Source organism: Burkholderia sp. 572, assembly GCF_040545135.1.
GTDB classification, from domain to species: Bacteria; Pseudomonadota; Gammaproteobacteria; order Burkholderiales; family Burkholderiaceae; genus Burkholderia; species Burkholderia cepacia.
On record NZ_JBEPLH010000005.1, the window covers coordinates 312511 to 327943 of the forward strand.

The 15433-nt window shown below is 64.4% G+C and carries 8 protein-coding genes; 3 read left to right on the forward strand and 5 right to left on the reverse strand.

The window, feature by feature from the left end; all coding sequences use genetic code 11:
• Positions 1-21 precede the first annotated feature (21 nt).
• The 5 genes from ABIC51_RS12400 to ABIC51_RS12420 are packed head-to-tail and all read right to left on the reverse strand — an operon-like array spanning position 22 to position 12092.
• On the reverse strand, positions 22-939 hold the full coding sequence (locus ABIC51_RS12400; RefSeq protein ID WP_226129604.1) for a UDP-3-O-acyl N-acetylglycosamine deacetylase: 918 nt from the start codon (positions 937-939) through the stop codon (positions 22-24).
• On the reverse strand, positions 936-8570 hold the full coding sequence (locus tag ABIC51_RS12405; RefSeq protein WP_226129606.1) for a type I polyketide synthase: 7635 nt from the start codon (positions 8568-8570) through the stop codon (positions 936-938). Before ABIC51_RS12405 ends, ABIC51_RS12400 begins: the two co-directional genes overlap by 4 nt.
• Before the next feature lie 3 nt (positions 8571-8573).
• On the reverse strand, positions 8574-10043 hold the full coding sequence (locus ABIC51_RS12410) for an LTA synthase family protein (protein WP_226129620.1): 1470 nt from the start codon (positions 10041-10043) through the stop codon (positions 8574-8576).
• Positions 10044-10102: 59 nt separating this feature from the next.
• Complete coding sequence (locus ABIC51_RS12415) at positions 10103-10894, reverse strand: SDR family NAD(P)-dependent oxidoreductase (RefSeq protein WP_124919048.1); 792 nt, start codon at positions 10892-10894, stop codon at positions 10103-10105.
• Entirely contained in the window at positions 10887-12092 is a 1206-nt protein-coding gene (locus tag ABIC51_RS12420; protein ID WP_124919047.1) for a capsule polysaccharide biogenesis protein, read from the reverse strand. The genes ABIC51_RS12415 and ABIC51_RS12420 overlap by 8 nt, the downstream gene beginning before the upstream one ends.
• A 455-nt stretch (positions 12093-12547) precedes the next feature.
• Between ABIC51_RS12420 and ABIC51_RS12425 the strand changes: the two genes are divergently transcribed.
• The 3 genes from ABIC51_RS12425 (at position 12548) to ABIC51_RS12435 (ending at position 15413) form a co-directional block, all read left to right on the forward strand.
• The gene (locus ABIC51_RS12425; protein WP_124919046.1) at positions 12548-13696 is read left to right on the forward strand and encodes a KpsE/RkpR family capsule polysaccharide export protein; all 1149 of its coding nucleotides are present in this window, start codon (positions 12548-12550) and stop codon (positions 13694-13696) included.
• Between the two features lie 275 nt (positions 13697-13971).
• The gene (locus tag ABIC51_RS12430) at positions 13972-14763 is read left to right on the forward strand and encodes an ABC transporter permease (protein WP_124818140.1); all 792 of its coding nucleotides are present in this window, start codon (positions 13972-13974) and stop codon (positions 14761-14763) included.
• Positions 14760-15413 (forward strand): ABC transporter ATP-binding protein, encoded by a 654-nt coding sequence (locus ABIC51_RS12435; RefSeq protein WP_124818142.1) that lies wholly within the window; start codon positions 14760-14762, stop codon positions 15411-15413. The genes ABIC51_RS12430 and ABIC51_RS12435 overlap by 4 nt, the downstream gene beginning before the upstream one ends.
• Positions 15414-15433: the final 20 nt, after the last annotated feature.

Sequence of the window (15433 nt, forward strand, 5' to 3'; positions counted from 1 at the left end):
GCGTCATGAAAAGACGTGGTGTCACGCGTCGGAAAACTCGGCCCACTGCCACGCGTCGGGTGCGGCCAGCAGCGCGTCGACCAGCCGGAAATTCATCTCGTGGCTCGGCCGCAACGCGCTCACGCGCGCCAGCAGCGGCGCGCCGGCCAGCGCGAGATCGCCGACCAGGTCGAGCACGCGGTGCCGGACGAATTCATCCGGCAAGCGCATCCCGCCCAGCACGCGGCTGCCGACGATGGACGCGGTGCACGACGGCCGCGCGCCGCGCAGGATCGGCACGCCGCGCAGATAGCCGGCGACGATCGCCGGCACGGCCCATTTCACGCGCCCGTACGAGCGCGACGGCGCGATTTCGGTTTCGAATGCGGCCGGCGTCAGCGCGCCGTCCCAATGCATGTCGCCGAAGCCGCGCAGGTCGTTGCGCACGCTCAGTTCGTAACGCGGCGCCGGCTCGACCCGCATTTCGCGCCGCGGGTCGCCTTCGCCATCCGTGACGACGACGGGCCGCAGCACGCGGATGAAGCGTTTCGGCGCATCGAGCGCGACCCGGCCGCACGCGCGGATGGCGTCCACCCACGGCGTGGCGCTGCCGTCGAGAATCGGCACTTCCTCGGCGTCGATCTCGACGATCGCGTGATCGATCTCGCATGCGAGCAGCGACGCGAGCAGATGCTCGATCGTGCGAACGCCGACGCCGTCGGCATTGCGCAGCATCGTGCAGAGCGGCTGGGCGCGGCGCAGCGCGGGATCGACCGGCAGCGTCGCGAGCGTGCGCCCCTGCGCGACGCGACGGAACACGACTCCCGTCACGCCGTCTTCCGGCCGCGCGGGCAGGATCCGTACACCCACCCGGCGCCCCGTGTGCAGCCCGTGACCGTCGATCGCCAGCGGACCTGCCAGCGTGCCCTGGCGCGTCGCCCAGCCGGACGGCGCGCTCATCGCGCGACCTCCAGCGTCGGGGACACCTGGCCCGCCACGGGCGCCGGCCGCGTATCGAGCATCGCGCGCGCTTCGCCTTCGATCGCGTGCTTCGCGGCAAGCGCCGCGACCGCCTCCTGAGCGGCATCGGTCGCCGCCCCGGCGTCGGACGCATCGGCCGACGCGCCGATCGAATCGACGATGCGTCCGGCCAGCGTTGTCACCGACGCGCCCTCGGCAATCGCCATCACCGACAGCTTGACCTCGAACGCTTCCTCGACCGCCAGGCCGAGTTCCATCCCCATCAGCGAATCCATGCCCATGTCGAGCACCGACTTGTCGAGCGCGATGCGATCCGGCGTCATGTGCAGGATCCGCGCGATCTGCGCCTGCAGCGTCCGGGCAACCAGCGCGATCGCTTCGTCGCGCGGCAAGGCCAGCACTTCTTCCCGCAACTGCGTGCCGCCGTCGCGCGCATCGCCGCCCTTCGCATGCGATTGCAGCAGCGAATACCGGCGTGCCTTCGCGGCGGGCATCCCGCGCGCCACGGCATGCCAGTCGAGCCGGACCACGGCTTCGCCGGCCGCGCCCGCGACCAGCGCGCGCTCGAGCGCGGCCATCGCCTCGTCGGACGTGATCGATGCACCGCCGATCCGCGACTGCAACGCCTCGCGCGTATCCGCGTGGCGCGCGAGGAAGCCGACGTCCTCGAGCGGGCCCCACGCCATGAACGTGCCGGGCAGCCCGGCCGCGCGACGATGTTCGACGAGCGCCTCGAGGAAGGTGTTGGCCGCGACGTAGTTCGACTGCCCGGGGTTGCCGAGATAGGTCGTCGCCGATGAATAGACGACGAACAGGTCGAGCGGCAGCGCGCGTGTCGCGCGATGCAGGTTCCATGCGCCGGCCACCTTCGGGGCGAGCACCGCGGCCATGCGCGCATCGTCGAGATTGCGCACGAGGCCGTCGTCGATCGACATCGCGGAATGCAGCACGCCCTTGAGCGGGCTGCCGCGCCGCGCGATCGCGGCAATCATCGCATCGACCGCCGCGGCATCGGTCACATCGCACGAGACGACATCGACCGTGACGCCGAGCGTCGCGCGCCAGCGTTCGACCTCCTCGCGGGCCGCACCGGCAAGCTCGCCGGAACGGCTCGCCAGCGTCAGCCGGCGAGCACCGCGCTCGACCATCCAGCGCGCGCTCGCAAACCCGAGCCCGCCCGTGCCGCCGACCACCAGGTACGTGCCATGCGGATCGAGCGCGAGCGAGCCCGCGCGCGTGACGCCGCGCGTCGGGGCCGGCGTGCCGGACGGATAGGTCACGAGTACCTTGCCGATCTGGCGCGCCTGCTGCATGTAGCGGAATGCATCTTCGGCCCGTTCAGCGGGGAACGCGCGATACGGCAGCGGATGCAGCACACCTGCCGCGAACAGCGCCATCACTTCGCCGAACAGACGTTCGGTCAGCTCCGGCAACGCACCCATCAACTGGTCGGCATCGATGCCGAAATAGCTGATGTTGTTGCGGAACGGCCGCAGCCCGATATGGCTGTTTTCGTAGAAATCGCGCTTGCCGAGCTCGAGGAATCGACCGAACGGACGCAGCGTGTCGATGCTGCGCACCATGGCTTCGCCGGCGAGCGAATTCAGCACGATGTCGATGCCCTGCCCGCCCGTCAGCACGCGAATGTCGTCGGCGAACGCAAGGCTGCGCGAATCGAGCACGTGGTCGGCACCGAGCAGGCGCACGAACTCGCGCTTCTCGTCGCTGCCGGCCGTCGCGAACACTTCCGCGCCGAAGTGGCGCGCAAGCTGGATCGCGGCGATCCCGACGCCGCCCGCGCCGCCGTGCACGAGCACGCGCTCGCCGCGGCGCAGCCGCGCGAGTTCGACGAGTGCGTAATACGCGGTGAAGAACGTGGTCGGCACGGTCGCCGCTTCCTCGAACGTCAGACGCTCGGGTTTCAGCGCGATCGCTTGCGCGCGCGTCCTGACGCGCGTCGCGAACGAGGCCGGCGCAAAGCCGAGAATCGCATCGCCCGGCGCGAATGCCGTCACGGCGCCGCCCACCCGGACGACGCGGCCGGACAGTTCCATGCCGATCGTCGCGCCCGCGAAGCCGGTCTCGACCGCTTCATCGGACAAGAGCCCCATCGCATACATCACGTCGCGGAAATTGAGGCCGGTCGCAACCGGCTCGATCTCCACTTCATCCGCGCCCAGCGCGCTTTCCGGCAACGCGAACCATTCGAGATTGCGCAACGAGCCCGGTGCATCGAACGCGAGCACGGCCGCGCGCGCAATCGCGCCATCGCTGCGGGCCGCGGCCTGCGCGGCCGTCAGCATGCGCGGCACCAGACGCCCGTGTGCGCCCAGGACGACTTCTTCCTCGACCGCCGAGCCGGTCAGCTCGCGAATCAGTGCGTCGGGAATCCCGTCCACCGCCCGATCGACGTCGATCAGGCGGCACGCGAGTTCGGGATGCTCGTTCGCCAGCACCCGACCGAGGCCCCACAGCGTTGCCTGTTCCGGATGCGCATTCGCAGCCCCGGCGAACGGCGCGCCGCCGCGCGTGACGACGGTCAAGCGCGTGGCCGCGTTCGGCTGCCCGCCGAGCGCGCGGACGAGCGCGGCCAGCGCGATCGCGCCGTGACGCTGCGCAGCCATCAGGCCGTCGCCCGTCGCCGATTCGGCCAGCGGCGTTTCCGGTGCGCAGAACACGACGTGCGCCGGCTGCCCGGCCGGCAACGACGCGATCGCGTCGGCCGCATGCGTGATGTCCACGATGTCGGCCGGATAACCCGCGCGCGCCAGCGCGTCGGCCAGCTGCCCGCCGAAACCGCCGGCGGCACCCGGCGCGTGCATCACGAGCCATTGTTCGTTGCGTGCGAGCGTGTCGAGATCGCTCGCGTCGCTGCCGCGCTGCGTGGCCGCGGTGCTCCTCGGGTTGCGCGCGATGACGAACGTCGGCGTACCGTCCAGATCGAGCGATTGCTCGACGTGCCGCACGACGTCGACGTAACCCGCGCGTGCGAGCGCTGCCTCGAGATCCGCTGGCGCCAGCGGCGCGGGGGCAGCGGCTTCCGTCGACGTTGCCTGCGAGGCGAACACGATGTCGGAGAAGCGGCCGTGGCGCGACTCGGCCAGCAGCAGCAGTCCGCCCGGCGCCAGCCACGACCGCATCGCATTCAGTGCATCGACCACATCATGACGATCGCTCAGCGCGCGGTTCGCGACGATCAGGTCGTAAGGCCCGGTGTCATCGGCCGACAGCGACAGCCGCTCGCCCGACTGCAGTGCCACCGTGCGCACCGCCGCTTCCGCATCCGTGTCGAAGCCGGCCAGCTGGCCGGCCGTCGCCGCGATCGTGTGGTCGCAGCGCGCGGCAGCGAGATGCATGCCGAGCGTCTGCAGCACGTCGCCGTCCGTCGCGCCCAGTTCGAGCACGCGTAGCCGGCGTGCCGGCTGCCATGCATCGACCGCCTGCTCGACGCTTGCGGTCAGCAACGCGTGCACGTGCTGCCACGTCGGCGACGCGGCAAGGAGCTGCTCGACCAGGCTGTGCCCGGTCGGCGACAGCAAGCGCGCGCCATCCTTCGCGCCGCCCAGCACGTCGGGCAATGCCGCGCCGCAATGCGCGAGCAGCGTCAGTTCGGCCACGTGCCCCGGCGATTCGGCCAGCAGCCCGCGCCACAGCTCGTCGAGCGGCGGCAACGCCGCACACGCTGCGTCATCGCGCACGAGCAGCGCGCCGTCGCGATGAGCGAGACCATCCTCGACCAGCATGTCGGCAAGACGCGCGGCCAGCGCCGCACGCCCGGCCGCCGGCTGCCAAGTGCCGGCGAATGCGCCGAGCGCATCGAACGCACGGAGCGCGTAGAGGCTCGCCAGCACGTCGAGCAGCGGCAGGATTTCGGTCAGATGCTGCGTCCGGCGGACGTCGTTACCGGTTGCGTCCAGCCGCGCGACGGCCTGCGCGAGCAACGCGTCGGGGGCTGGCAAACCGGCTGCATCGACGTTGCCCGGCAGCGGCATGTCTTCAAGGCGATAGACGAAGCGTGCAGGCAGGTTCTGCCGACGGCCGACGAGATCGACGCGCCGGAACCGGCAACCGCCGAGCCGCGCGACGATCGCGCCCCGCGCGTCGAGGAATTCGAAATGCGCGACGATCGAATGCGGGCTGTGCCGGTCGATCTGCACGCGCACCCGCTCGACCGTGTCGCCGCGCAGATAGTCGACCCGGCCGATCTGCACCGGCACGTAAGCCGGATGCTCGCCTTCGCGTGCGTGCGCCGCCAGCAAGGCGAACAGCGGATGAAACCCGCTGTCCATCAGCGCCGGATGCAGCAGATACGCGGACAAGGCCTGCGCATCGCCGCATGCGGCCGGCGCGGCGACGTCCGCCAGCGCCGCGCCGTCACTCGCGGCAACCCGCACGGTGCGAACCCAGCGGAACGCCGGCCCGTACCCAAGGCCGATGGCCGCGGTGTTTGCGTACAACGTGTCGCCGCCGGCCGCGGGCAGCGCGAGCAGACGATCAAGCGCGGCGGACGGCACGACGCTCGTATCGCCGAGCGTGTTGCCGCTTTCCAGCATCCGCCCGGTCACGTTCAGCGTCCACGCGCTGTCGGACATCCGGTCGCGCGTCTCGATCGTGAAGGTCGCGGTGCGCGGCTCGATCACGAGCCGGAACAGTTTCGCCTGCTGCGGCTGGAATACGACCGGCGTGCGGATCTCGACGTTTTCGAGCGCTGCATCCGGTGTATCGAAGAAGGTCCGTGCCGCGGCGAGGGCCATTTCCACGTAACCCGCGCCCGGGAACGCCACGCCGCCGTCGACGACGTGATCGGCCAGCATCGGCAGCTTCGCCGGATCGAGCTGGTTTTCCCACGCGAATGCGTGCTCATGCAGGCGATAACCGAGCAGCGGATGCTCGCGGCGGCGATTGACGAGGCCGTAGCCTTCGACGGTCGGCGTCAGCCAGAAGCGGTCGCGCTGCCACGGATAGGACGGCAACGCGGCGCGCGATTCGCCCGGCGCGAAGCGGGCGGGATCGACGCTCGCGCCGTGCGCGATCGCCGCGAGAATCGCCTGCCGCAGCGTCGCCGCGCTGCCGTGACCGCGCTTGAGCGTCGGCAGCGCCATGCCGGTTGCACCGGCGGCCGTGAGCACCTGCTTCACGTACGTACGCAGGATCGAATGCGGCGAAACCTCGACGAACAGGCGCACGCCCTGCTCGATCAGATGCGCGATGCCGTCGCCGAAGCGCACCGGCTCACGGATATTGCGCCACCAGTAGCGCGCGTCGAGCTCGGTGCCGGCAAGCGCGCCGCCGGTCACGGTCGACACGTACGTGCCGTTGCCCAACTGCGGCCGCAGGCTCGCCAGTTCGGCCAGCACGACCGGTTCGATGCGATCCATGTGGCTGCTGTGGAACGCGTAGTCGAGATCCAGCATCTGGAAGAACTTGCCGCTGCCGCGCAGCGCCGCCTCCAATGCCTGCAGACCCTGCAGCTCGCCCGCGAGCGTCACCGCGTCGGGGCTGTTGATGCCGGCGATCTCGACACGGCGCGCAAGCCCGTGGCGCGCGATCAGTTCGCGCGCCGCTGCATCGCCGATGCCGACGGCCGCCATCCGGCCGCTGCCGCGCGTCATCGCCTGCGCGCGGCTGCGGATCTTGATCACGCGCACCGCATCGGCGAGCGACAGCGCGCCCGTCACCCACGCAGCCGCAATCTCGCCGACGCTATGGCCGATCGCCGCGTCGTAACGCATCCCGCTCGCATCGATCACGCGAATCATGCCGACCTGGATCGCGAACAGCAGCGGCTGCGCGTTCTCCGTCGCGGCGAGCCATTCGGCGCCCTGGCCGGCCAGCCATTCCGCGCTCGGGCCACCGCGCATCACGTCGACCAGCGACGGGCTGCCGTCGGCGCACCACAGCGCGTCGACTTCGTCGAGCGCCGCGCGGAAGACGGCGTTCTCGGCATAAAGCTCGTTGCCCATCCCGACCCACTGGCAGCCGTTGCCCGAGAAGACGAGCGCGGTGCGTGGCGTGTCGGCCGGGGCCTGGCCGGTCGCCACGCAGGCGGGCAACCCTTCCGGTGCCGGCTGGGCCAGCGCCGCGAGTGCCGCACGGCCTTCGGCCACGTCGGCCGGCGCGACGATCGCGCGATGCTCGAGCCATTGGCGACGACGTGCGGCCGCGGCGGCAAGCGCCTGCCAGTCGCCGCCGTTGTCGAGCATCGACAGATAGCGGCCCGCGAGCGCACCGAGTGCATTCGCGCTGCGCGCGGTCAGGACGAGCGGAGACAACTGCGCGTGAGTCGGCTCGGGCGCAGCCGCCGACGCCTCGTTTGCAGCCGGCGCCTCGGTCAGCACGACGTGTGCGTTCGTCCCGCCGAAGCCGAACGAGTTGACGCCGACCGTCAACGGCGCGTCGCCCGCGTCGAGCGGCATGAAGCGATCGACGACACGCAGACGCCCGCCGTCGAAATCGATGCCCGGATTGGGCGTGACGAAATGCAGCGAGCGCGGTACCGCGCGATGCTTCAGGCACAGCACGGCCTTCAGCAGCCCGGCCATGCCGGACGCCGTTTCGAGGTGGCCGATGTTGGTTTTCACCGAACCGATGAGCAGCGGACGATCGGCCGGGCGCTCACCCGACACGACGTCGATCAGCGCACGCGCCTCGATCGGATCGCCGACCGCCGTGCCGGTGCCGTGTGCCTCGAGATACGCCAGGGACTGCGGATCGATGCCCGCGCGCGCGTAGACGCTGCGCAGCAGCGATGCTTGCGCGGCCGCGCCCGGCACGCTGATACCACCCGGCGAGTGGCCGACCGAGTTCACGCCGGAGCCGGCGATCACCGCATGGATCGTGTCGCCGTCGGCGAGCGCGCGATCGAGCGGCTTGAGCAGCACGAACGCGCCGCCTTCCGAGCGGACATAACCGTCGCCGGTTGCATCGAACGCGCGGCAACGGCCGCGCGGCGACAACATCGATGCCTTGGAGAAGCTGACGAAACCGAACGGGTGAAGCAGCAGGTTGACGCCGCCCGCGAGCGCCACGTCGGCTTCGCCGGACTGCAGCGCCTTGACGGCCTGGTGGAGCGCGACGAGCGACGACGAGCAGGCCGTATCGACGGACATGCTCGGGCCGCGCAGGTCGAACAGGTAGGACACGCGGTTCGACGCGATACTCAGGGTGTTGCCGGTCGCCGAATACGGATCGATCACGTTCAGATCGTCCATGTTGCGGTTGCCGTAATCCATGCTGGCGGCGCCGACGAAGACGCCGCAGTTGCTGCCGCGCATGTCGGCCGGGCGCACGCCCGCGTCCTCGAACGCTTCCCATGCGAGTTCGAGCAGCAGGCGCTGCTGGGGATCCATCTGGGCCGCTTCGCGCGGGGAAATGCCGAAGAACGCGGCATCGAAGCCGGCGACGTTGTCGACGACGCCGGCCGAGAACGTGTAGCTCTTGCCCGGTTCGCGCTTGGACGGGTGCTGGTAGAAATCGGTGCCGAAGCGATCGGCGGGGATTTCGGTCACTGCGTCGCGTTCGTCGCGCAGCAGTTGCCAGAAGTCGCCAAGATCGTTAGCGCCCCCGGGAAACCGACAAGCCACCCCAATTATTGCAATCTTACTTTTCATCTTTTATGTCGCTTTCTCGGATGCGCACGGTTGTTGCGTGCGGTTTCCGTCATCTTGTACCACATGCAGCAGTGCCGATCCGAGTTCCTCGGCCGCCAGATTTCGGCATTCGGGGGTATCTGCGCCGTAATTCCGCCAAATGAAGTAGTCGCTGCGTTGCGGATTAACGCCGAGCTTCTCGAATACGTGAGGCAGTGCGGGAACGTGGTCGCCGTAAAAGCAAACGACTGTTTCACGATCGCTGGTACGCAAATAATCGAGCAAGCGCCCGATCATTGCGTCTGCATTTTCAATGTGCCGTAAATATGCCGTCAGGTCGCGCCAGGATGCATCTTCGCCAAGAGTATGTCGCGAAGTCGACTCACCGGGCAAAACTTGCTCAAGGTGTAGCGGGCCGTGGTTTTCCATCGTCATCGCGAAGATGAAGCACGGGAGCTCGCCACCCGCCGCCTCGAGCTCCGCGACAATCGCGTCAGACACTGCCGTATCCGTCACATAGGCCCCTGCCCGGAACGCCGACGAAAAGTGACGGATGTCGAGAAAACGCGCAAAGCCGAGCAACGGAAATACTCTATCCCGCCCGAAAAAATCAGCGTAATAGGGATGAATCGCGACTGTATCGTAGCCGCAACGGTCGAACCAGGATGCGAGCGAGGCAATTTTATTCCTTACAAATGCATAAGGATAAAAGCGCGCATACCCGAGCGAATAGGACTCCGTGCCGGTCAACACCGCAAACTCCGTTCGCATGGTGTTTGCCCCCCACGCAGGCACATTCATCTTGCCACGGCAGGTTGCCTCGCGACGCGCCTCATCGAAACGCCTGAAGAGACTCGGCTCGACCACCTCTCCGAGCCGACGCGCATCGAAGAACGATTCGCTCTGGATCATGATCACGTCAGGGCGTCGCGTCGGCTTGCCCGTTGCGAATGGCCCTGCCGCCACGACCTCGCGGAACCGCCGGAACGTCGCAGGACGCAAGCCGTTAAGCAGATAGGCGACGAATACGGCAAAAAAACCGTGGCGACGCTGGTCGGCATCGGGATCGAGTGTAAGCGGCACGCTCGCTGCGATGGGCACGGCGAGCGCGAACGCCAAGGTCACCACTAACCACGCCACCGCGACGGAACCCCAGTGCACCGGTCGCTCGACGACGAAGCCCGTAATCACAAGCAGGATGCCGGCACCAATCGCGACGACCTTGCCGAGGCTCAGGAACGGCAAATAAAGACGGGGATGCGAAAACAACTGGCTGAACAGGCTCAGATCGGTAAATACGAACGGCTCGCGCAGCGATTCATATTTCGCATTGCTAACCGAGACAATCAGGCCGAGGAGCGCCAATGCGACAAGCGACGAGAAAATTGGGCGCGACGTAACGGCCAACGCCAAGCCTGCAATCCACACTACCGAAAGAATGTGAAGTGATAACGACGCCATAGATCGACGCTGCAGCGTGCGCGGCTTCGTCATGCCATCCAGAACGAACGACAGCACGATTGCGATGGCAATAGCCAGCCCGAACGTGCCGTTCAATTAGAATCTACCTCGCGGGGGACATAAGACAGGCGATCGAGAATTGCATCCGCAATCGCTGCTGGCAATAGCGGCAATAGGCGCATGCCAAGCACCAGCGGCTCGGGAAACGCAATTTCCGTGCGCCCTGCATCCAGCTTGCGGCGAATGTACGCTGCTGCTCGTTCCGCACTCCACATGAACCGCCTGTCCCCGGGAAACACATCGCTCATCGCGGTTTCGACGAAGCCTGGAAGTATGATCGAGACGCCAATACCGTCACGGCCGAGCAATGGGCGAACAGAATCGCCGTACGCCTTGATTGCCGCCTTGCTCGCGCAGTATGCCGGAGAAATGGCCATTCCACGCAATGCGGCGATCGAACTCATCATCGCAATGCGGCCGCGCTTGCGTTCGCGCATTCGGTCAATCACTGGCAGAACGGTGTTTATCGCACCATAGAAATTCGTGTCGACGATAGACGCAATTCGCTCGCGTCTCTCCCAATCCGAAGCGGAGGCAATCGTACTTGCGACGCCCGCGTTGGCAATGAGCAATTCGATAGGGTGATCGCGATCGAATTGGCCCAGCCAATCTTCCATCGCCCCGGCATCGCGCACATCAAGAGAGCCCGTCGCGACCTCCGCGCCTCTCGCACGACATGCAACAGCACTCTCTTCCAGCCGCCGCGCATCCCGCCCAACAAGTCCAAGCACGACTCCCGGACTGGCATAGGTCAGCGCAAGCGCACGCCCGAGCCCAGCGCTCGCCCCGGTAACCACGATTGAACGAAGAGCATCACTAGCCATGCTCCGCCTCGAGACGCACGACCGCCCCTGCCGTCGCCATCGCAATGCCGCTCCGAGTATAGAAGTCACCGTTGATTTGCGTGTGATGCATCACGTAGTCGAGAAATGACTGGTACAACTGCATGTCAGGGGGGGATGCGTCCGACCAGAAGTCGTCCAAGCTGCCTTGCCACGTCAACCCCGGCATGCAATATATGGCTGTACCAAGCGCCTTCAATGGGCGACGATGGTGCAGAGCCGACAGCCCGACCGTACTATTGACCACTACGACGCCCTCCGCATGCTCGAGCAGGGTGGGCAGATGACCAGCATCGGTAAAGCGCAGTCGATCACGCATATCCAATGCGTCGGCAAGTTGCGCGGCGTAGCCCCGATAGTCGATCAGCCCCGTGTCAAGCGGATGATTCTTGATCACGAGCACAGCGTCTCCTGGCGCACGACTTGCAAATGATTGCATCACGCGGCAAATGGCGTCCCGAATGCCGTCGAACGGCGAGTGAACGATGATCTGCGCATCGGAATTCAACTGGAGCGGAAAGAGGTAATAAGGGCGGCGCGAATTGAGCAAATCACGCGTTATCCGCTCCGCATCGCTGTGGTGGCGACGCTGTACAAGCGCGCGTGCCGCGAGCCCTGAATATTCGACGAATCCGTTCCTGGGCCGATGACTACGATAATGGGGGAAGCGTTTTGCATACAGCATGTTCGCACCACGATAGCAGATGTCATGAAACGCACGCTCGTACAGATTGTAGCCGGTGGGCCAGCCTGGCCGACTGGGCGGCGTTACCCGCCGTTGGTCGAGGTACCACGCGGGATCGCGCGGCAGCAGCGATCTGCCATTGACGCCATGGCGCTCCAGCGTCACCCAATGCGGACGCACATACCCTTCCTCGAACACATGCACTCGCACTCCGTTTGCAGATGAAACGGGATGCATATGCTGATGCACTTCGCGGCAGTCGCCGAACATGACAACGTCCGTTATCGATTCCGACTGAACCGCCTGGAGGTACCAAGCCGACAGACTATCGAGCCTGCCTTGATAATTCCAAGCCGTGCCGGATCCGCCATAGAGCAGATCGCCGCCACAGAAGTTGACTCTGCGTACCGAATGCCCTCGCGTGCGCAAGGCGTGCGCCAAGGAACTGAAAAATGATGAGGCTGTGCCTTGCAGCACAAGAAATGAGCGAGGCATTAAACGTATCGACCGGCGAACGGCCCTCGCCGGAAAGCGCCTCAGACACCCCCGTTGGACGAGCCTTCTATAAAATCGGCGGCTGCGATGACCGCTCTATGGAGGCGTGAATATAGCATCGCGGGGAAAAGAAATACAGACGATCCTGTAAAATGGCACCATCATGGCGAAAATGTGACGCAAAATTCGTGGAGATAGCGCAATTCACATCGCCTAGATATAATCTGCCCCCCTAGACAGGGCGTCGTGCGCCTGCTTCGGACGCACCCGCCTTTTGCGGCACTTACTGCAGGCATCGGGGCCGCGTACAAGTACATGCTTGACGGTATAGTGCGGCATTCACGTTGCGACGCGGGTGCGCCGTTTGCCCAACATCAGCTCTTTCGCCCATGCCGTCGCCTCAACGCGTCGGCGAGGCAGTCTAGAGGGAGCCAATCAGCCGAGATGGGAAGAAGTTGGAAAACGTATCTGCCAACAATACACCGTTAGAAAAGCGTAAGAAAAGCCTCATCGACAAAGTTCGAGGCATCAACCGCCTGTTCGCATTGACGGTAGTTCTACCAACGACGATCAGCGTTCTCTACTACGGCGTATTTGCCTCGGATATCTATGTTTCCGAGTCTCGCTTTGTCGTGAGAAGTCCACAGAAACAGACGCAGACCAGTGTCGTTGGTGCACTACTTCAAAGCACCGGGTTCTCACGCGCGCAAGACGACACGTACCCTGTAATCGATTTCATTGAGTCGCGCGATGCTCTGCGCGCATTAAATCAGGGCAACTACATCTTCGATACATACTCCGAACACGGAGATGTGCTGAGCCGGTTCAATGCCAGCTTGGATAGCAGCTTCGAAGCGCTGTGGAAATATTACGGAAAGCACATCGTCTCCGCGAATCTTGATGCCACATCGGCAATCACAACGCTTCAGGTTCGCGCATTTTCTGCAAAAGACGCGGCGAAGATCAATGAAGATCTCCTCGAGATGAGCGAGCGCCTCATCAACAGGATGAACGAACGCGCATCGGCGGACACCGTACGGTTCGCGCAACACGAGGTCGATACAGCCGCAACGAAGGCAAAAGATGCAGCAGCAGCTCTGGCCGCATATCGACAATCGTACACCGTGTTCGACCCGGACAAACAGTCAGCCCTGCAGTTGCAACAAGTCACCACGCTTCAGACGCAATTGTTCGCGGCGCAAACGCAATTGACCCAACTGCAGGCATTGGCTCCGCAGAACCCTCAGATTCCCGCACTGAAAACAAGCATTGCCACGCTGGAGAAACAGATCAGCACCACCACTGGCGATGTAACAGGTGGCCGTGGCTCACTCTCGCAGAAGGCGGCCGGTTATGCGCGACTCCAACTGGACTCAGAGTTTGCCGACAAGCAACTTGCATCGGCGATGACGGCACTCGAGAATGCCCGCGCCGAGGCGCAACGCAAGCAGCTATACCTGGAACGGTTGGTACAACCCAACACCCCTGACGTAGCCATCGAACCAAAGCGGCTAAAATCCGTTTTTGAAACATTTGCACTGGGAATGATGGTCTGGGGCGTCCTGAGCCTGCTGTTGAGCGGTGTTCGCGAACACCATGACTGAGCGTTTACAACCATTCCCGGCGGAGACATCGCTTGCCGTATCAATTTGCGCGGACGTGCCTCAACAACAATTAGTTGCACTCGCCCGCAGAGGGGACCTCAGATCTGTACCCGGCTCCGGCAGGTGATCGACGATCCGGCAAAAGAAGTCGATTGCCATCGCCGCGCCAGCGGCGGGCATCGGGATGTAGACGTATGCCGGCTGCTTGCAGCATCGCAGGCAGCCGGGCCAAGCGAAAAATTCACGCCGAGCAATCAGCGAACTAGGATTTTGCTGTGGAACACACCACCCCCCTTCTGCGATCGCTACGCATTCAGTTACGCGTAATCGGCGCACTGCTGATGCGTGAGATTCTCACTCGTTATGGTCGTCATAACGTTGGCTTCCTTTGGGTGTTCTTCGAACCGATGATGTTCACGCTCGGCATTACCGGGTTGTGGACCGCAACGAAAGCAACCCACGGTTCGAACGTTCCGATTACTGCATTCGCTGTCACCGGCTATTCTTCCGTGCTGCTCTGGCGCAATGCCGTCGGTCGATGCGCACTCGCGATCGTTCCCAATCAAAGCCTGCTTTACCATCGCAACGTCCGAGTTCTCGATTTGTTCACGTCTCGCGTCCTGCTTGAAGTTGCAGGCGCAAGCGTCTCCTTTTTCTTCCTGAGCCTTCTGTTCATCTCAATCGGGATGATGAAGCCTCCGGTCGATATTACGTTGATTATTTTCGGCTGGATCTATCTCGCTCTTTTAGGCACGGGCCTGGGCTTCGCGGTCGGCGCCCTTTCCGAGCGCAGCGAAACTGTCGAGCGCGTCTGGCATACCATTGCATACCTGATGTTTCCCCTTTCGGGCGCCGTGTTCATGGTTGAGTGGCTACCACCGGCCTTTCAAAAAATCGTGCTGTACATTCCGATGGTGCATGGGGTAGAGATGCTACGCTCAGGATACTTTGGCCCAGTCGTCAAAGCGCACTACAGCATTCCCTATATGATCGTTTCCGATCTCGTCCTGCTCCTGGTCGGCTTGACCTTGGTTCGTGATGCAAGCATGAGGGTGGAACCTGAATGATCGAACTGCGCAATCTCAGTAAGGTTTATCACACGCGGCAAGGCCGAAAAACGGTCCTCGACAAGGTAAACCTGCGAGTCCGCAAGGGCCAGAGAATCGGGATACTTGGCCGCAACGGCGCAGGAAAGTCGACCATGATCCGGATGATCAGCGGAGCGGAACTACCCACATCCGGCGCCATCGAGCGAAAGATGAGCGTGTCGTGGCCACTTGCCTTCGGAGGTGCTTTCCAAGGCAGCCTGACCGGCATGGACAATCTTCGGTTCATCTGCAGGGTCTACGGCACCGATCCCAAGTTGTCGGAACCGTTCGTCCAGGAATTTTCCGAACTAGGCTACTACCTCAGAGAACCCGTCAAGAGCTATTCCGCGGGCATGCGCGCGCGTCTTGCGTTCGCAATCTCGATGGCCATCGAATTCGACTGCTTTCTAATTGACGAAATCATTGCCGTCGGCGACAGCCGCTTCCACGCCAAGTGTCACCATGAACTGTTCGAGCGTCGCAAGGATCGCTCGCTGATTATTGTCAGTCACGACGCGGGCTACATCCGCGAGCACTGCGACACTGCAGCAGTGCTGACGAACGGCAAACTACACAGCTTCGACAACGTAGAAGACGCCTATATCTTCTATCAGGAAAACGGCGCCTGATTCGCCGCGCGCAAAGCCGA